Source organism: Rhodococcus sp. NPDC055112 (assembly GCF_053607505.1).
Window position 1 is genome coordinate 1 of the sequence record NZ_JBSGTR010000052.1, and the last position, 18861, is coordinate 18861.

The following is an 18861-nucleotide window of genomic DNA, read 5'->3' on the forward strand; positions in this document are numbered from 1 at the left end:
GTCCGCGGCGTTCGTCGTCCGGCCGGGGACACGGTCGAAACGGGGGTTCGACTGTGGCTCAGCACACCCCGAACCGCTTCGGGTTCCCGGGCGCCGCGCTGATAGGCTGGCGGGCGTCAGACATCCTTTAACGATCCGTCCAGAGAGGCGGAGAAGGAGGTCCAGCTTGCTCACGCCCGAGCCATCCTCCGCCGATTCATCGGCCCAGGATCACCCTGTCACCAGGGAGCTGCTCTCTTCTGCCGACGTTGGTCGGACGATCGCGCGGATCGCGCACCAGATCATCGAGAAGACCGCGCTCGACGCCGAGACCGACCCGCCCCGAGTGGTGTTGATCGGTATCCCGACGCGCGGCACCACCCTCGCCAACCGGCTGGCGAACAAGATCGAGGAGTTCTCGGGTGTCCGCCCCCCGACCGGCTCGCTCGACATCACCCTCTACCGCGACGATCTGCGGACCAAGCCGCACCGGCCCCTCGAGCGCACCTCGGTGCCCGAGGGCGGGGTGGACCAGGCGCTCGTGGTCCTCGTCGACGACGTGCTGTTCTCCGGGCGGACCGTGCGCTCGGCGCTCGACGCCCTGCGCGACCTGGGCAGGCCGAAGGCCGTGCAGCTCGCGGTTCTGGTCGACCGCGGCCACCGGGAGCTGCCGCTGCGGGCCGACTTCGTCGGCAAGAACGTGCCGACCGCGCGCACCGAGGACGTGAAGGTGCAGTTGGTCGAGCACGACGGGGTCGACAGCGTGACGCTGAGCGGTGGAGCGAACATGCCGCCGCGCGGCGGCGCGAACAAGGCGAGCGGGGAGCCGAATCTGTGAAGCATCTGTTGTCCGTTTCGGATCTGACCCTCGAGAGCGCGACAGGTCTGCTCGACGAGGCCGAACGGTTCGAGCAGGCCCTGCTCGGGCGCGAGGTCCGCAAGCTCCCGACGCTGCGGGGGCGCACCGTGATGACGGTGTTCTTCGAGAACTCGACCAGGACCAGGGTGTCCTTCGAGGTCGCGGGCAAGTGGATGAGCGCCGACGTGATCAACGTCAGCGCCAGCAGCTCCTCGGTGTCCAAGGGTGAGTCGCTGCGGGACACCGCGATGACACTGCGGGCCGCGGGGGCCGACGCGTTGATCGTGCGGCACCCGGCCTCCGGCGCCGCGCACCGGATCGCGGAGTGGACCGCGGACGGCGACGACGGCCCGGCCGTGATCAACGCCGGTGACGGCACCCACGAGCACCCCACCCAGGCGCTGCTGGACGCGCTGACCCTGCGGCAGCGGCTCGGCTCCATCGCGGGCAAGCGGGTCGCGATCGTCGGCGACATCCTGCACAGCCGGGTGGCCAGGTCGAACGCCTTCCTGCTCTCCACGCTCGGCGCGGAGGTGGTGCTGGTCGCGCCGCCCACGCTGCTGCCGGTGGGGGTGTCGAGCTGGCCGGTGACCGTGTCGCATTCGCTGGACGCGGAGTTGCCTGGCGTCGACGCGGTACTGATGCTGCGGGTGCAGGCCGAGCGCATGAACGGTGGGTTCTTCCCGTCGCCGCGCGAGTACTCGATCACCTACGGGCTGTCCGAGAAGCGGCTGGGCATGCTCGCCGAGCATGCCGTTGTGCTGCATCCGGGTCCCATGCTGCGCGGCATGGAGATCGCGTCGGCAGTCGCGGATTCACCGAAAGCTGCAGTGTTGCAGCAGGTTACGAACGGAGTTCACATTCGCATGGCTGTCCTGTTCGGGTTGTTGGTCGGTACCGAGGAGGGTGTGGCGCTGTGAGCGACATCGTGATCCGCGGGGCGCGCGTCTACGGCGAGGGTGAGCCGCAGGACGTGCTGATCTCCGACGGTGAGATCCGCGGGATCGGCGCAGGACTGGACGCACCCGAGGGCGCCGAGATCATCGAGGCGGCGGGCCAGGTGCTGCTGCCCGGCTTCGTCGACCTGCACACGCACCTGCGCGAACCCGGTCGGGAGGACACCGAGACCATCGAGTCCGGGTCGTCCGCTGCTGCGCTCGGCGGCTACACCGCGGTGTTCGCGATGGCCAACACCAGCCCGGTCGCCGACTCTGTGGTGATCACCGACCACGTGTGGCGCAGGGGACAGGAGGTCGGCCTGGTCGACGTCCATCCGGTCGGCGCCGTCACGGTCGGGCTCGAGGGCAAGCAGCTCGCCGAGATGGCGACCATGGCGTCGGGTATCGGCAAGGTCAAGATGTTCTCCGACGACGGCCACTGCGTGTACGACCCGCTCATCATGCGCCGGGCGCTCGAGTACTCGAGCGCGCTCGGAGTCCTGATCGCCCAGCACGCCGAGGAGCCGCGGCTGACCGTCGGCGCCGTCGCGCACGAGGGCCCGACCGCAGCCCGGCTCGGCCTGGCGGGCTGGCCGAGGGCCGCGGAGGAGTCCATCGTCGCCCGCGATGCGCTGCTGGCCCGCGACGCGGGCGCCCGCGTGCACATCTGCCACGCCTCCACCGCAGGCACCGTCGAGCTGATGAAGTGGGCACGCGGACAGGGCATCTCGATCACCGCCGAGGTCACCCCGCATCACCTGCTGCTCGACGACTCGCGGCTGGAGACCTACGACGCGGTGAACCGGGTGAACCCGCCGCTGCGCGAACCCAGCGACATCGCCGCGCTGCGACAGGGCCTGGCCGACGGCGTCATCGACTGCGTCGCCACCGATCACGCCCCGCACGCCGAGCAGGACAAGTGCTGCGAGTTCTCGGCCGCCAGGCCAGGCATGCTCGGTTTGGAGACGGCGCTGGCGATCGTCGCGCAGACGATGGTCGAGACCGGACTGCTGGACTGGCGCGGCGTGGCGAGGGTCATGAGCGAGCGGCCCGCCGAGATCGTCGGACTGAGCGATCAGGGCCGACCGATCGCGGTCGGCGAGCCGGCCAACCTCACGCTGGTGGACCCGGACCGCGAATGGACGGTGCGGGCACCGGAGCTGGCGTCGATCGCGCAGAACAGCCCGTTCGACGCGATGACGTTCGGCGCCAGGGTCACCACCACCCTGCTGCGCGGCCGGGTCACCGTCCTGGACGGGAAGGTGCGGGCATGAGCACGGACCGGATCCTGCTGACGGTCGGCTTCCTCCTTTTCTGGGCGCTGATGGTGGCCCTGATGTACCGGGGCTGGAAGAAGCGGGCAGGCCGTCAGGCGGACGCGATCGGGGAACTGCCCGCGGTGCCTGCCGACCTGGGTGCGCAGCTGATCCCGCCGAGCAGCGGCCTGTTAGTGGGCAGCACCCTCGCGCCCAGCTGGCAGGACCGGATCGCGGTCGGGGACATCGGCTTCCGCGCGACCGGCGACATCAGCAGGCACGAGAAGGGTGTGCTGCTCGAACGAGACGGCGCCTCGGCGATCTGGATCCCGCAGGCCTCGATCCGGGCGATCCGGACCGAACGCGGGCTCGCAGGCAAGGTCATGAGCAAGGACGGGGTCCTGGTGATCCGGTGGGAGCTGCCCACCGGAACGGAGATCGACACCGGATTCCGTGGAGACGACAAGAGTGTGTACCCGGCATGGGTGAACGGAGAGAACGCGTGAGTGACAGCTTTGAATCAGCGAGCGGCACAGGACCGGCGGCCCTGGTCCTCGAGGACGGGCGGATCTTCCGCGGCACCAGCTTCGGTGCGGTCGGCCAGACCCTCGGCGAGGCGGTCTTCAGCACCGGCATGACCGGTTACCAGGAGACCCTCACCGATCCGAGCTACCACCGCCAGATCGTGGTCTCCACCGCCCCGCAGATCGGCAACACGGGCTGGAACGGCGAGGACGGCGAGGCGCTGAGCGCGGGCCGTCAGGCCTCCGGCGACTCCAACAAGATCTGGGTGGCCGGCTACGTGGTCCGCGATCCCGCGCGCCGCACCTCGAGCTGGCGCGCCACCGGGTCGCTGCAGGACGAGCTCGTCCGTCAGGGCATCGTCGGCATCGCTGGCATCGACACCAGAGCTCTGGTCCGGCACCTGCGCACCCGCGGTTCCATGCGGGCGGGGGTCTTCTCCGGCGCTGCGCTGACCGACGACGCCGCCATGCTGCAGGCCGTCAAGGACCAGCCGTCCATGCTCGGCGCCGACCTCGCGGGCGAGGTCAGCACCGACAACGGCTACATCATCGAGCCGGTCGGCGGCGAGGCCAGGTTCACGGTCGCGGCCATCGACCTGGGCATCAAGACCAACACCCCGCGGATGTTCGCCCAGCGCGGCATCCGGGTGCACGTGCTGCCCTCGAACGCGAGCCTCGAGCAGATCCTCGACCTCGGCGCGGACGGCGTGTTCCTGTCCAACGGCCCTGGCGACCCGGCCACCGCCGACGGCGCGGTGCACCTGACCAAGGAGGTGCTCGGCCAGGGCCTGCCGCTGTTCGGCATCTGCTTCGGCAACCAGATCCTCGGCCGCGCGCTCGGCCTGAGCACCTACAAGATGAAGTTCGGCCACCGCGGCATCAACATCCCGGTGATCGAGCACGGCACCGGACGGATCGCCATCACCGCGCAGAACCACGGGTTCGCGCTCGAGGGCGAGGCCGGCCAGGAGTTCGACACCCCGTTCGGCCGCGCCGTGATCAGTCACACCTGCGCCAACGACGGCGCCGTCGAGGGCGTCCGCCTGCTCGACGATTCGGCCTTCTCGGTGCAGTACCACCCCGAGGCCGCGGCGGGCCCGCACGACGCCGCCTACCTGTTCGACCGCTTCACCAGCCTGCTCGAGGGAGTCAAGAAGTAATGCCACGTCGCACAGATCTCAAGCACATCCTGGTGATCGGTTCCGGACCGATCGTCATCGGACAGGCCTGCGAGTTCGACTACTCGGGCACCCAGGCGTGTCGCGTGCTGCGCGAGGAGGGCCTGCGCGTGTCGCTGGTCAACTCCAACCCGGCCACGATCATGACCGATCCCGAGTTCGCCGACGCCACCTACGTCGAGCCGATCACCGCGGAGTTCGTCGAGAAGGTCATCGCCCGCGAGGCCGACCAGGGCCACAAGATCGACGCGGTGCTCGCCACCCTCGGCGGTCAGACCGCGCTGAACACCGCGGTCGCGCTGCACGAGCAGGGCATCCTCGAGAAGTACGACGTGGAGCTCATCGGCGCCGACTTCGACGCCATCCAGCGCGGCGAGGACCGGCAGAAGTTCAAGGACATCGTCGCCAAGGTCGGCGGCGAGTCCGCGCGCTCGCGCGTCTGCTTCACGATGGACGAGGTCCGCGACACCGTCGTCGAGCTCGGCTACCCGGTCGTCGTGCGGCCCTCGTTCACCATGGGCGGCCTCGGCTCCGGCATGGCGTACAACGAGGAAGACCTCACCCGCATCGCGGGTGGCGGTCTCGCCGCCTCGCCCACCGCGAACGTGCTCATCGAGGAGTCCATCCTCGGCTGGAAGGAGTACGAGCTCGAGCTGATGCGCGACGGCCGCGACAACGTGGTCATCATCTGCTCGATCGAGAACGTCGACCCGGTCGGCGTGCACACCGGCGACTCGGTGACCGTGGCCCCGGCCATGACGCTGACCGACCGCGAGTACCAGAAGATGCGCGACCTCTCCATCGACATCCTGCGCGAGGTCGGCGTCGACACCGGCGGCTGCAACATCCAGTTCGCGATGGACCCGACCGACGGCCGCCTCGTCGTCATCGAGATGAACCCGCGCGTGTCGCGGTCGTCGGCGCTGGCGTCGAAGGCGACCGGCTACCCGATCGCGAAGATGGCCGCGAAGCTGGCCATCGGCTACACCCTCGACGAGATCGTCAACGACATCACCGGCGAGACCCCGGCCTGCTTCGAGCCGACCCTCGACTATGTCGTGGTGAAGGCGCCCCGCTTCGCGTTCGAGAAGTTCCCCGGCGCCGACGGCACCCTGACCACCACCATGAAGTCGGTCGGCGAGGCGATGTCGATCGGCCGCAACTTCACCGAGGCCTTCGGCAAGGTGATGCGCTCGCTCGAGACCAAGCGGGCCGGCTACTGGACCGGGCCCGAGCTCGAGGGCGACGACCTGGACGCCCTGCTCGCGGATCTCAGCGTGCCGCAGGACGGCCGGATGTACGGCATCGAGCGGGCGTTCGCGCTCGGCGCGACCGTCGAGCAGCTCTTCGAGGCCACGAAGATCGACCCGTGGTTCCTCGATCAGTTCCAGCAGATCCACGAGCTGGGGGAGCAGGTCCGCGCGGCCGAGGCGGTCGACGAGGCGACCCTGCGCCAGGCCAAGTACCACGGCCTGTCCGATCGCCAGATCGCCGCGCTGCGGCCGGAGTTCGGGGACACCCCGGCCGGTGAGGACGCGGTCCGCGCGCTGCGCGACGAGCTGAAGGTGCACCCGGTCTACAAGACCGTCGACACCTGCGCGGCCGAGTTCGAGGCCAAGACCCCGTACCACTACTCGACGTACGAGCTGGACCCGAACGCGGAGACCGAGGTCGCCGAGCAGCGGGACCGGCCGAAGGTTCTCATCCTCGGTTCCGGTCCGAACCGCATCGGTCAGGGAATCGAGTTCGACTACTCCTGCGTGCACGCCGCGCTCACGCTCTCCGAGGCCGGGTACGAGACCGTCATGGTCAACTGCAACCCGGAGACGGTCTCCACCGACTACGACACCGCGGACCGGCTGTACTTCGAGCCGCTGACCTTCGAGGACGTGCTCGAGGTCTTCCGCGCCGAGTCGGCATCGGGCACGGTCGCAGGCGTCATCGTCCAGCTCGGCGGCCAGACCCCGCTCGGCCTGGCGAAGCGGCTCAAGGCCGCGGGCGTGCCGATTGTCGGCACCAGCCCCGAGGCCATCGACCTCGCCGAGGACCGCGGCGAGTTCGGCCGCGTGCTCACCGAGGCGGGTCTGCCCGCGCCGAAGTTCGGCACCGCCACCACCTTCGACGGTGCCCGCGAGATCGCGGGCGGCATCGGCTACCCGGTGCTGGTGCGCCCCTCCTACGTGCTGGGCGGGCGCGGCATGGAGATCGTGTACGACGAGAAGTCGCTGCAGGACTACATCTCTCGCGCGACCGAGATCTCCGACGACCGTCCGGTGCTGGTGGACCGGTTCCTGGAGGACGCGGTCGAGATCGATGTCGACGCGCTGTGCGACGGCACCGAGGTCTACCTCGGCGGCGTGATGGAGCACATCGAGGAGGCAGGCATCCACTCCGGCGACTCGGCCTGCGCGCTGCCGCCGATCACGCTCGGCAAGGCGGACCTCGAGAACGTCCGGCGTTCGACCGAGGCGCTGGCCAAGGGCATCGGGGTCAAGGGCCTGCTGAACGTGCAGTACGCGCTCAAGGACGACATCCTCTACGTCCTCGAGGCGAACCCGCGCGCGAGCCGCACTGTGCCGTTCGTGTCCAAGGCCACGGCGGTGCAGCTGGCGAAGGCCTGCGCCCGGGTGATGCTCGGCGAGTCCATCGCCGACCTGCGTGCGAGCGGAGTCCTGCCTGCCAGCGGGGACGGCGGCAACACCCCGGCAGGCGCGCCGATCGCGGTCAAGGAGGCCGTGCTCCCGTTCAACCGGTTCCGCAAGGCGGACGGCACCGGCGTCGACACCCTGCTCAGCCCTGAGATGAAGTCGACGGGAGAGGTGATGGGCATCGACGCGGACTTCGGTACCGCGTTCGCCAAGAGCCAGACCGCCGCGTACGGCTCGCTGCCCACCAGCGGCGTGGTGTTCGTCTCGGTCGCGAACAAGGACAAGCGGTCGCTGATCTTCCCGGTCAAGCGGCTCGCCGACCTCGGCTTCACGATCCTGGCCACCGAGGGCACCGCGGACGTGCTGCGGCGTAACGGCATCACCTGCGAGGAGGTGCACAAGCAGTCCGGCGAGGATCTGCCCGAGGGCGCGCGCACCATCGTCGACCAGATCAAGGCGGGGGAGGTGGACATGGTGATCAACACCCCGTACGGCAACTCGGGTCCCCGCGTGGACGGCTACGAGATCCGCAGCGCGGCGGTGTCGGTGAACATCCCGTGCATCACCACCGTCCAGGGCGCCTCCGCGGCGGTCCAGGGCATCGAGGCAGGTATCAGGGGCGATATCGGCGTGCGCTCGCTGCAGGACCTGCACGCGGCGCTGCGCGAGCCGGGACAGAAGTGAGCCAGCTCAGCTGGGGCAGCCGGCTCCGGTCCGCCATCGCGGACCGGGGCCGGCTGTGCGTGGGCATCGACCCGCACCCGTCGCTGCTGCGGGCGTGGGGGCTCCCAGAGACCGCTGGGGGCGTCGAGACCTTCGCGGAGATATGCGTGGAGGCCTTCGTCGGCGACGTGGCGCTGGTGAAGCCACAGGTGGCCTTCTTCGAGGCCTACGGATCGGCCGGTTACGCGGTGCTCGAGCGGACCATCTCGGTGGTGCGCGCGGCGGGCACGCTGGTCGTCGCCGATGCCAAGCGGGGCGACATCGGTTCCACCATGGCGGCGTACTCGCAGGCCTGGCTGGGCGAGGACGCACCGCTGGCGTCGGACGCGGTGACGGTCTCGCCCTATCTCGGATTCGGCGCGCTCGATCCCGCCGTCGCGTTGGCGACCGAGCACGGCCGCGGGCTCTTCGTGCTCGCCCGTACCTCCAATCCGGAGGGTGGGCAGTTGCAGGGTGCTCGGTTGTTGGGTGATGAGCTCGACGCTGCCGACCTTTCGGGCGTTCCCGCTGGTGAGGGTGTGTCGGTGGCGCAATCGATCGTTGACGCGGCAGTGGCGCAGAACCGTGACGGCCGGGACACGATCGGCCTGGTTGTCGGTGCGACACGCGGACACGGATTGGATTTATCGGAATTTTCCGGGCCGATTCTTGCGCCAGGACTCGGCGCGCAGGGCGCAACCGTGGCCGATCTTGCGGAGATTTTCCGGGATTCACGAGAGTTGTTGTTGCCCAACACTTCTCGTGATGTTTTGCGGCACGGTCCGTCTGTTTCTGCGCTTCGCGAGGCTGCGGAGCGGGTCAGGGACGAAGTCGAGAACGGGCTCGCATAACCCACCGGAATTGCGCGCTGACCTGGGGGGTGGGTTAGCAATCGGCGCCCGGCGTGAGTACGGTCGCTATCGCTGCTGGTTAACCGGTGGCAGAAGACTATTTGCACACGACGAGACGGAGGAACCGTGGCCCTTCCCCAGTTGACTGATGAGCAGCGCGCCGCTGCTTTGGAGAAGGCGGCTGCAGCCCGTAAGGCCAGGGCTGAGCTCAAGGAGCGCCTCAAGCGCGGCGGCACGGACCTGAAGCAGGTCCTCAAGGATGCCGAAGAGAACGAGATCCTCGGCAAGATGAAGGTGTCGGCACTGCTCGAGGCCCTGCCCAAGGTGGGCAAGGTCAAGGCGCAGGAAATCATGACCGAGCTGGAGATCGCTCCGACCCGTCGCCTTCGTGGCCTCGGCGATCGGCAGCGCAAGGCTCTGCTCACCAGGTTCGATTTCGACGCTGAGTAGGAATCTGGTGGCTGACACAGACAACGTGTCAGACAACAGCAAGACCACCCCGGCTTCGGACAGCGGGGAAAGCACAGCGCAGAGGGGCCGGCTGGTAGTACTGGCCGGCCCCTCAGCTGTGGGTAAGTCGAGTGTGGTCCGCAAACTGCACGAGCGGCTGCCCGACCTGGTCTTCAGCGTGTCTGCCACGACGAGAGACCCGCGGCCCGGCGAGGTCGACGGCAAGGACTACACGTTCGTCACCGCCGACGACTTCGAGCGGATGATCGCAGCGGGCGACATGCTCGAATGGGCGGAGATCCACGGCGGGCTGCAGCGGTCGGGCACTCCCGCCGCGCCGGTGATCGCGGCCCTCGAGGCCGGACATCCCGTGCTGGTGGAGGTCGACCTGGCGGGTGCCCGTGCCGTCCGGGCGGCGATGCCGGAGGCGATTCTCGCCTTCCTGGCGCCGCCGAGCTGGGAGGAACTGGTGTCCCGGCTGACCGGTCGCGGCACCGAGTCCGCGGATGTCGTCGCCCGCCGCCTGGAGACCGCGAAGGTCGAACTGGCGGCCAAGGACGAGTTCGACACGGTCATCGTGAACGAGGATGTCGACCGTGCGTGCGACGAGTTGGTATCCTTGTTGGTTGGAACGCCGCGATAGTCGGCGTCCCTTCAGGATTCTGCCTAGAAAACAGTACCGATCTCGACTAGCAGCACCTTTGCTCGAACTGCAGTTCTCAGAAGTAGTTGCAGTTGAAACAAGCGCCGACCACCACAGGAGATTCGCCAGTGAGCGCAACTCAAGCAGCCTTGTCCGACGCCGAGCGACACGGCGTCCCGGCGTACGACACCCCGTTGGGCATCACCAACCCGCCGATCGACGAGCTGCTCGCCCGCACCTCCTCGAAGTACGCGCTGGTGATCTACTCGGCCAAGCGTGCCCGCCAGATCAACGACTACTACAACCAGCTCGGTGACGGCATCCTCGAGTACGTCGGCCCGCTGGTCGAGCCGGGCCTCCAGGAGAAGCCGCTCTCCATCGCGCTGCGCGAGATCCACTCCGACCTGCTCGAGCACACCGAAGGCGAGTGATACAGAGCCCGTGAGCGAGCTCCTATCGGATTCCGTCGACCGACCCCGCCGCATCGTCGTCGGGGTCGGCGGCGGAATTGCCGCATACAAGGCCTGTTCGATCATCCGCAGCTTCACCGAGAGTGGACACCACGTGCGGGTGATCCCCACGGACTCGGCTCTGGAGTTCGTCGGGCGCGCGACGTTCGAGGCGCTCTCCGGCAACCCGGTGCAGACCGGGGTGTTCGCCGACGTCCCGCAGGTGCCGCACGTGCGGCTCGGCCAGGAGGCCGACCTGGTGGTGATCGCGCCCGCGACGGCCGACCTGATGGCCAGGGCCGCGCACGGCCGGGCCGACGATCTGCTCACCGCGACCCTGCTCACGGCGCGGTGCCCGGTGGTGTTCGCGCCCGCGATGCACACCGAGATGTGGGAGCACCCCGCGACGGTCGCGAACGTGGCGACCCTGCGTGAACGCGGAATCTGTGTGATCGAGCCCGCCTCCGGACGTCTCACCGGCAAGGACACCGGCGCGGGTCGGCTGCCAGAGCCCGACGAGATCGTCGGACTGGCGACCCTGCTGCTCGAGCGGCCGGACGCGCTGCGCCGCGACCTCGTCGGCCGCAAGATCCTGGTGTCCGCAGGTGGCACCCGTGAACCCCTCGACCCGGTCCGGTTCCTGGGCAACCGCAGCTCCGGAAAGCAGGGCTACGCCATCGCGCGGCTCGCCGCCCAGCGCGGCGCCGAGGTGACCCTGATCGCCGGATACACCGCGGACCTGGCCGATCCGGCCGCACTCGAGGTGATCCGGATCCGCACCGCCGGTGAGCTCAAGGAGGCCGTGGACAAGGCCGCGGTCGCCGCGGAGGCGGTCGTGATGGCCGCGGCAGTCGCTGACTTCCGGCCGTCCACCATCGCCGACAGCAAGATCAAGAAGGGCGCCGACGAGCCCGACACGATCCCGCTGACCCGCAACGAGGACATCCTGGCCGGCCTCGTCCGGTCGCGCCGCGACGGCGACCTGCCGAACACCTCCGTGATCGTCGGATTCGCTGCGGAGACCGGGGACGCGCACGGCGACGTCCTCACGCACGCGCGCTCGAAGCTCGTCCGCAAGGGCTGCGACCTGCTCGTGGTCAACGCGGTCGGGGAGGGCAAGGCGTTCGAGGTCGATCACAACGACGGCTGGCTGCTCGGCGCCGACGGCTCCGAGGTGGCGCTGGAGTACGGCTCCAAGGCGTTGATGGCCAGTCGGGTGCTCGACGCCCTGGTGTCCCTGCTGGAGAGTGGCGGGGGCGCGCACGCGCAGAACGGTTCGGCCTCGTAGTCTGAAAGTCAGACCCTTTGTCGCCGACCCGGCGCGGAGGGAATACATTTCCGCTGATTTCATTTTTCTGCTGATTTCAATGGTTCATATCCGTCGTACCCCGCACTAGGGTCTGTGGGGCAATACCAACGCTGTGGCGAGAGGGAGATCTGTGAGCAAGTCCGGCAGTCGGCTATTCACCAGTGAGTCCGTGACCGAGGGACACCCGGACAAGATCTGTGATGCGATCAGCGACTCCATTCTCGACGCACTGCTCGAACAGGACCCGCGCAGCCGGGTGGCCGTCGAGACGTTGGTGACCACCGGTCAGGTGCACGTGGCGGGCGAGGTCACCACCACCGCATACGCCGACATCCCCAAGATCGTCCGCGACAAGGTCCTCGAGATCGGTTACGACTCCTCGGCCAAGGGCTTCGACGGCAACTCCTGCGGCGTGAACATCGCGATCGGCGCGCAGTCCCCGGAGATCGCGCAGGGCGTCGACCACTCACACGAGGCCAGGGTCGACGGCATCACCGACGACGAGATCGACCGGCAGGGCGCGGGCGACCAGGGCCTGATGTTCGGCTACGCCTGCACCGACACCCCCGAGCTGATGCCGCTGCCGATCGCGCTCGCGCACCGGCTCTCGCGCCGGCTGACCGAGGTCCGCAAGACCGGCGTCCTGCCGTACCTGCGCCCGGACGGCAAGACCCAGGTCACCATCGAGTACGACGGTGACAAGGCAGTGCGGCTCGACACCGTCGTCATCTCCACCCAGCACGCCGCCGACATCGACCTCGACAACCTGCTCACCCCCGACATCCGCGAGAAGGTGCTCGGCTCGGTGCTCGCCGAGCTGGGCGTGCCCACCCTCGACACGGCCGACGTCCGGCTGCTGGTCAACCCGACCGGAAAGTTCGTGCTCGGCGGGCCGATGGGCGACGCGGGCCTGACCGGCCGCAAGATCATCGTCGACACCTACGGCGGCATGGCCCGCCACGGCGGCGGCGCCTTCTCCGGCAAGGACCCGTCGAAGGTCGACCGGTCCGCCGCGTACGCGATGCGGTGGGTGGCCAAGAACGCCATCGCAGCCGGTCTGGCGGAGCGCATCGAGGTCCAGGTCGCGTACGCGATCGGCAAGGCGGCACCCGTCGGCCTGTTCGTGGAGACCTTCGGCACCGAGCGGACCGATCCGGCGCTGATCCAGAAGGCGATCACCGAGGTCTTCGACCTGCGCCCCGGCGCGATCATCCGCGATCTCGACCTGCTGCGCCCGATCTACGCGCCGACCGCGGCGTACGGGCACTTCGGCCGCACCGACATCGACCTCCCCTGGGAGCGCACGGACCGGGCCGAGAAGCTGCGCGCGGCCGCCGGACTCTAAGTGCTTGCAGCGACGAGCCGCTCACCGATCCCGGTGGGCGGCTCGTGCCGTCGGTACGGGGTGGTCGGTTCGTGGCGGTGAGCGCGGAACGGGAACCGGCGGCGGAGCTGCCCGTCGCCAGGGTGATCCCGATGCTGCCGCTCGCGCACCTGGACCGCGAGTTCGACTACCGGGTACCGCGCGAGCTCGACGAGCAGGCCCAGCCGGGGGTGCGGGTGCGCATCCGCTTCGCGGGCAGGCTGGTGGACGGGTTCCTCGTCGAGCGCGTCGCGACCAGCGAGCACCCCGGCAAGCTGGGCTGGCTGGACAAGGTGGTCAGCGGGGAGCGGGTCCTGACCAAGGAGATCGCCGACCTGGTCGACGCCGTCGCCCAGCGGTACGCGGGCACGAGGGCGGACGTCCTGAGACTGGCGATACCGCCTCGCCATGCGCGTGTCGAGGCGGAGCCGTGCGGCGAGCGGGCGCAGGCCCCGACGTCTCCCGGTTGCGAGGCCTGGTCGGACTACGTGCACGGCGAGGCCTTCGTCTCCGCGGTGCGGGCAGGCCGCGGTCCGCGGGCGGTCTGGCAGGCGCTACCAGGGGAGGACTGGCCCGCCCGGCTGGCCGAGCTGGCGGCCGTGGTCGTTGCGCGCGGCCAGACCGCGGTGCTGGTGGTGCCCGACCAGAAGGACCTGGACCGGGTCGCGGCGGCGTGTGTGGACCTGGTCGGCGACGATCTGGTGGTCCCGCTGGCGGCGGGGCTCGGTCCCGCGATGCGGTACCGCCGCTGGCTCGCGGCGCTGCGCGGCACCGCCCGGATCGTGGTCGGTACCAGGAGTTCGGTGTTCGCGCCGGTGCCGGACCTCGGCCTGGTCGCGGTGTGGGACGACGGCGACGACAGCCATTCCGAGCCGCGCTCGCCGTACCCCCACGCCCGCGAGGTGGCGCTGCTGCGGGCACACGCGAGCGGCTGTGCGCTGGTGCTCGGTGGCCATGCCAGGACCGCCGAGGCGCAGGCGCTGGTGAACTCGGGCTGGGCGCACGACCTGGTGGCCGACCGCTCCGAGGTGCGGGCCAGGGCGCCGCAGGTCACCGCCCTCGCGGACAGTGACCATGCGCTGGCCAGGGACCCGGGGGCAAGGGCGGCGAGACTGCCCGCGATCGCCTTCGCCGCGGCCAGGGAGGCGCTCAAGGCGGGGGCAGGCGTCCTCGTGCAGGTGCCGCGCCGCGGTTACGTTCCGTCCCTGGCCTGTGGCAAGTGCCGTGCACCGGCCCGGTGCCGACGGTGCAACGGTCCGATGTCGCTGGCATCGGCGGTGGGGCCGGACGGTGCGGGCACCCCGACGTGCCGGTGGTGCGGCGTCGCCGACGCCACCCATCGGTGCAACGCGTGCGGGTCGCGGTCGCTGCGGGCCGTGGTCGTCGGGGCGGGCCGGACCGCGGAGGAGCTCGGCCGGGCCTTCCCCGGCGTCGCGGTGACGCATTCCGGCGGGACCGAGGTGACGGCGGCGGTCAAGCCGGGTCCGCGGCTGGTGGTGGCGACCGTCGGTGCCGAGCCCGTGATGCCGGGCGGCTACGGGGCCGCGCTCCTGCTGGACGGCTGGGCGTTGCTGGGGCGGGCCGACCTGCGGGCGGAGGAGGAGACGCTGCGGCGCTGGATGACCGCGGGCTCGCTGGTGCGTCCGGCGGGCGAGGGTGGCCGGGTCGTGGTGGTCGCCGACTCCGGCCTGCCGACGGTCCAGTCGCTGGTTCGCTGGGATCCGGTGGGCGCGGCCCAGGTTCAGCTCGACGAGCGGGCGGAGGTCCGATTCCCGCCGACCGTGCACATCGCCGCGGTGGACGGCTCGCGCGAGGCGATCGAGGCGTTGCTGGCGAACGCGACGCTGCCCGACGTGGTGGAGCGGCTCGGTCCGGTGCCGTTGCCGCCCGGCGAACGACTGCCGTTCTCGGGTGACGGCCCGGAGCCAGCCGAGGTCGAGCGGATGCTCCTGCGGGTGCCGCGGGGGAGCGGCGGCGTCCTGGCGAGGGCGCTGTCCGAGGCGCAGGCCGTGCGCGGCGCCAGGCGCGAAGCGGGGTCGGTCCGCGTGCAGATCGACCCGGTCCGGATCGGCTGAGAAACGAGCACGATGTCGCAGCTCCCGATGCACCCCGTCGAAGGACATTGCTCGATAGGTTGAGAACCCGTGCCGGATCAACCATGGAACGAGTTCTTCGAGGAAGCGAGCGGTACAAATGTCCAGTTTCCCGGGCCTTGCCCATATCGCCATCACGGTATCCGACCTGTCCGCCAGCACCGCGTGGTACAGCGCATTGTTCGGCGCTGCGCCAGTGCTCGACGAGGACGAGGGCTCGGGAACCTTCCACCACACTGTGTTCGCACTCGACGACGGAACGCTCTTCGGGCTGCATACCCATACCAGTGCTGGTGGCCCCACCACATTCGATGAACGGCAGGTCGGTCTCGACCATGTCGCGTTCCGGTGTTCCCCCGACGAGCTGCCCCGATGGCGGGATCGGCTCGACGCCCAGGGGATCGAGCACGGCGGGATCAAGTCAGCGCACTACGGATCCGGTATCTCCTTCCGAGATCCGGACAACATCGCCCTCGAGTTCTTCGCGCCGCCGGCGTAGACGTTCGCGGGTCGCTCCGCCGCTACCCGGCGGCGACGGACCGGCTGTTGTGTCCCGCACTGTCAGGGCGTTCACTGGAAGTGGATTCGTGGTTCACCACACGTCTGAGTCCGAGGAGGCTCGGCATGAAGCGGACAACGCCATCGACAACGCGGAGGACCTACGACGTCTTGCCCCACGCCGGCGACGCGGCGCACAGCTGGGAGGTGCACCAGTACGGTTCGCGCGAGCACAGCTACTTCGGGACCGAGCGTGAGGCGATCGCCGCCGCCCGTGAACTGGCGCACGCGCACCACCCGGCAAAGGTGGTGCTGCACGGGCGGGACGGTTTCGCTTACCGCGAATTCGACTGTTAGCGCGGGCGTTTCGCCCTCGCGAGTGCGCTCGTGAGGAGGGTGGGTCATGGCGGCTCGGCCGGAGGTGTGGGCGAGCGGCGAGGACTATCAGCGCTACATGGGGCGGTGGAGCGGCCTGGTCGCCGTCGAGTTCCTTCGGGGTCTGCCGCCGCTGCCCGGGGCGGTGTGGTGTGACGTCGGGTGCGGGACGGGTTCGCTGACACAGGCGATCCTGGCCACGGAGCGGCCGACGCGGGTCCTCGGGGTCGACCCCTCGGCCGGGTTCCTGGCCGCCGCCGCGCTTCGTTCGGATGAGCGGGCGGAGTTCCGGCTCGGCTCCGCGGCAGCGATCCCTGCCGCCGACGGCGAGCTCGATCGGGTCGTCTCCGCGCTGGTGCTCAACTTCGTACCCGATCCGCGGGCTGCCCTGGCCGAGATGATCCGGGTCACCCGGCCTGCCGGGCTGGTCGCGTCCTACGTGTGGGACTACGCGGACGGCATGGGCATGATCCGGCGGTTCTGGGACGCCGCCACGGAATTGGACCCGGCCGCCGCCGCGGTGGACGAGGGGCGCCGGTTTCCCCTGTGTCGCCCCGAGCCGCTGCGCGAGCTTTTCGGTTCGGCGGGATTGACCGGAGTCCGGGTGGGGCAGGTCGAGGTGGACACCGTGTTCGCGGACTTCGAGGACTTCTGGCGCCCGTTCCTCGGCGGTCAGGGGCCCGCCCCCGGGTACTGCGCGAGCCTGCCCGAGGACCATCGGGCCGCCCTGCGCGAGAGGCTTCGCACCACGACCCCGCGGAACGCCTCCGGTGCTGTCGCCCTGCGAGCGCGGGCGTGGACGGTCGACGGTTGCCGCCCGTGAGCCACCCCCGATCCGAGCGTGACGGCCGACACCTTGCTATCGACTGTTTGTCGATATATCGTCGAGAACGTAATTGATACGAACAGTCGTAGGAGGCTGACATGGAAGAGATTCAACGAGAGCACGGGCGCGGCAGGCGTAGGCCGGGACGCGAGGGGCGCGATCGTCGTCGCGACGGGTTCGGCCCCGGATTCGGTCCGGGGATGGGCTTCGGGCCCGGCCACGGTCCCGGCGGCCAGCGGCTCGGCCGTGGGCGCGGGCGTGGCGGACGCGGTCGGCGCGGTGACGTGCGTGCCGCGGTGCTGCTGCTTCTCGCCGAGGGGCCGATGCACGGCTACGAACTGATCCAGCGGATCGTCGAGCGCAGCAACGGCGTCTGGCGGCCCAGCCCCGGCTCGATCTACCCCGCGCTCGCTCAGCTCGAGGACGAGGGCCTGGTGTTGATCGAGAAGGTGGCCGGCCGCAAGACCGCGCGCCTGACCGAGTCGGGCGTCGCGTACGTGGAGGAGAACAAAGCCGACCTGGGGAACCCGTGGGACGAGGTCAGCGCAGGCGTCGGCCAGGAGGCGCAGGACCTGCGTGGACTGATCGGGCAGTTGATGGGTGCGGCCGGTCAGGTGGCCGCGGTCGGGACCCCGGAGCAGATCCGCACTGCGGGCGAGGTGCTCACCGAGTCCCGCCGCGCGCTGTACCGGATTCTTGCCGACGATCCGAACCCGACGGCCAATCCCGCGCCTCCTGAAGGCGCCGAGCCCGAGCCGCAGGCGTGATCGTCAACCGAAATCAGCCGAACCGTACCGAAATTGTGACCTTCATGTGGTCCCGCGGCCGTGGTCATCGCGTGCATGATGTGCATCGTGAACCGGTTCGATTCGAGGCCGTCTGGGGTGGGGGCGGCTCGCAGGATCGTCGCGATCGTCTCGCTGACGTGCGCCGCCACCGTCCTCCCGCTGGCGTCCGCGCACGCCCAATCCAGCGCCACCCAGGGCGGCGGGTCGATCTCCGAGACCCCCGAGAATCCCGGTCCGGCGCAGACGACCCACGCCGATGCGGCCGCCTTCGCCCGAAGGCATCCCGGTAGCGCACCGCCCGGATCGAACGACTTCTCCTGCAAGCCCTCCGCTGCGCATCCGCGTCCGGTGGTCCTCGCGCACGGCACCGACGCCAACGCCTACTCGGACTGGTCCGCGATCTCGCCCGCGCTCAAGGCGGCGGGCTACTGCGTTTTCGCCCTCAACTACGGGGGCAAGCCGGGTGGGGACTCGTTCGGGACCGAGGACATGCGGGTCAGCGGGCAACAGACCGCCGATTTCGTGCAGAGGGTGCGCGCGGCGACCGGCGCCGAGAAGGTCGACCTGGTCGGGTTCTCCCAGGGCGCGACGGTGACGAGGTACTTCGTCAACCGGCTCGGCGGGGCCGCGGTGGTCGAGCGGTGGGTCGGGGTGGCGTCGCCGTCGTACGGCGGGGTCTTCTACGGTCTGGCGCCGGTCGTCGACGGAATCCCCGGCGGGGCCGAGGCGATCGAGGCCGTGCTCGGACAGGCGGTCGGCCAACAGATCCAGGGGTCGCCCTTCCTGGATGCGCTGAACGAGCCAGCCGACACCGTCCCCGGCGTGAGCTACACCACCATCGGAACCCAGTACGACGAGATGATCCAGCCCGCGTCGAATGTCGCCCTGCGCGGTCAGGGCGCGACGAACCTCAGCATCCAGACGCTGTGCCCGGAAGACCGGACCGGGCACATGAACATGGTCTACGACCCGTTCACCGTCGGTCTCGTGCTTCGTGCGCTCGATCCGGGAGCCCCCGAACCGGTCTGTGCCCCTGTCGCACTGGGGACCGGGATCCCGCAGATGATGTACGAGAGCAACTTCGGCGGCAGCAGCGACGGTAGCGGCAGCAGCGGCGGTAGCTGATCCCGTC

The 18861-nt window shown here is 69.8% G+C and carries 18 protein-coding genes; all 18 read left to right on the forward strand.

Annotation, left to right across the window (positions count from 1 at the left end; all coding sequences use genetic code 11):
- Window positions 1–166: 166 nt before the first annotated feature.
- The 18 genes from pyrR (at window position 167) to ACWFRB_RS20000 (ending at window position 18854) form a co-directional block, all read left to right on the forward strand.
- The gene (gene pyrR, locus ACWFRB_RS19915; protein WP_452643002.1) at window positions 167–817 is read left to right on the forward strand and encodes a bifunctional pyr operon transcriptional regulator/uracil phosphoribosyltransferase PyrR; all 651 of its coding nucleotides are present in this window, start codon (window positions 167–169) and stop codon (window positions 815–817) included.
- Window positions 814–1758, forward strand: coding sequence for an aspartate carbamoyltransferase catalytic subunit (locus ACWFRB_RS19920; RefSeq protein WP_077041500.1), 945 nt, complete (start codon window positions 814–816; stop codon window positions 1756–1758). The genes pyrR and ACWFRB_RS19920 overlap by 4 nt, the downstream gene beginning before the upstream one ends.
- Complete coding sequence (locus ACWFRB_RS19925; RefSeq protein ID WP_452643003.1) at window positions 1755–3050, forward strand: dihydroorotase; 1296 nt, start codon at window positions 1755–1757, stop codon at window positions 3048–3050. The genes ACWFRB_RS19920 and ACWFRB_RS19925 overlap by 4 nt, the downstream gene beginning before the upstream one ends.
- A complete protein-coding gene (locus ACWFRB_RS19930) occupies window positions 3047–3538 on the forward strand; it encodes a PH-like domain-containing protein (protein WP_452643004.1) in 492 nt (163 codons plus the stop codon). Before ACWFRB_RS19925 ends, ACWFRB_RS19930 begins: the two co-directional genes overlap by 4 nt.
- Complete coding sequence (gene carA / locus ACWFRB_RS19935; RefSeq protein WP_452643005.1) at window positions 3535–4716, forward strand: glutamine-hydrolyzing carbamoyl-phosphate synthase small subunit; 1182 nt, start codon at window positions 3535–3537, stop codon at window positions 4714–4716. The genes ACWFRB_RS19930 and carA overlap by 4 nt, the downstream gene beginning before the upstream one ends.
- Window positions 4716–8066: a carbamoyl-phosphate synthase large subunit gene (carB, locus tag ACWFRB_RS19940; protein WP_452643006.1), complete on the forward strand. Its 3351-nt coding sequence runs from the start codon at window positions 4716–4718 to the stop codon at window positions 8064–8066. The genes carA and carB overlap by 1 nt, the downstream gene beginning before the upstream one ends.
- Entirely contained in the window at window positions 8063–8935 is an 873-nt protein-coding gene (pyrF, locus tag ACWFRB_RS19945) for an orotidine-5'-phosphate decarboxylase (protein ID WP_452643007.1), read from the forward strand. The genes carB and pyrF overlap by 4 nt, the downstream gene beginning before the upstream one ends.
- Window positions 8936–9061: 126 nt before the next feature.
- A complete protein-coding gene (gene mihF / locus ACWFRB_RS19950) occupies window positions 9062–9385 on the forward strand; it encodes an integration host factor, actinobacterial type (protein ID WP_027499670.1) in 324 nt (107 codons plus the stop codon).
- A gap of 91 nt (window positions 9386–9476) precedes the next feature.
- Window positions 9477–10028 (forward strand): guanylate kinase, encoded by a 552-nt coding sequence (gmk, locus tag ACWFRB_RS19955; protein WP_452643032.1) that lies wholly within the window; start codon window positions 9477–9479, stop codon window positions 10026–10028.
- Window positions 10029–10156: 128 nt separating this feature from the next.
- Window positions 10157–10459 carry a DNA-directed RNA polymerase subunit omega gene (rpoZ, locus tag ACWFRB_RS19960; protein WP_027499672.1) on the forward strand — a complete coding sequence of 101 codons (303 nt, stop codon included), beginning with the start codon at window positions 10157–10159 and terminating at the stop codon, window positions 10457–10459.
- Between the two features lie 10 nt (window positions 10460–10469).
- Window positions 10470–11765, forward strand: a complete 1296-nt coding sequence (coaBC, locus tag ACWFRB_RS19965; RefSeq protein WP_452643008.1) for a bifunctional phosphopantothenoylcysteine decarboxylase/phosphopantothenate--cysteine ligase CoaBC — start codon at window positions 10470–10472, stop codon at window positions 11763–11765.
- Window positions 11766–11916: 151 nt separating this feature from the next.
- Complete coding sequence (gene metK, locus ACWFRB_RS19970) at window positions 11917–13131, forward strand: methionine adenosyltransferase (protein ID WP_097209893.1); 1215 nt, start codon at window positions 11917–11919, stop codon at window positions 13129–13131.
- A 131-nt stretch (window positions 13132–13262) separates the two neighbouring features.
- Window positions 13263–15224 carry a primosomal protein N' gene (locus ACWFRB_RS19975; RefSeq protein ID WP_452643033.1) on the forward strand — a complete coding sequence of 654 codons (1962 nt, stop codon included), beginning with the start codon at window positions 13263–13265 and terminating at the stop codon, window positions 15222–15224.
- A gap of 118 nt (window positions 15225–15342) precedes the next feature.
- Window positions 15343–15741, forward strand: a complete 399-nt coding sequence (locus ACWFRB_RS19980; protein WP_452643009.1) for a VOC family protein — start codon at window positions 15343–15345, stop codon at window positions 15739–15741.
- A gap of 125 nt (window positions 15742–15866) precedes the next feature.
- Window positions 15867–16097 carry a DUF2188 domain-containing protein gene (locus ACWFRB_RS19985; protein ID WP_452643010.1) on the forward strand — a complete coding sequence of 77 codons (231 nt, stop codon included), beginning with the start codon at window positions 15867–15869 and terminating at the stop codon, window positions 16095–16097.
- Window positions 16098–16143: 46 nt separating this feature from the next.
- On the forward strand, window positions 16144–16938 hold the full coding sequence (locus ACWFRB_RS19990; protein WP_452643011.1) for a class I SAM-dependent methyltransferase: 795 nt from the start codon (window positions 16144–16146) through the stop codon (window positions 16936–16938).
- A gap of 101 nt (window positions 16939–17039) precedes the next feature.
- A complete protein-coding gene (locus ACWFRB_RS19995) occupies window positions 17040–17708 on the forward strand; it encodes a PadR family transcriptional regulator (protein WP_452643012.1) in 669 nt (222 codons plus the stop codon).
- A 117-nt stretch (window positions 17709–17825) separates the two neighbouring features.
- Window positions 17826–18854 carry an esterase/lipase family protein gene (locus ACWFRB_RS20000; protein WP_452643034.1) on the forward strand — a complete coding sequence of 343 codons (1029 nt, stop codon included), beginning with the start codon at window positions 17826–17828 and terminating at the stop codon, window positions 18852–18854.
- Window positions 18855–18861 lie beyond the last annotated feature (7 nt).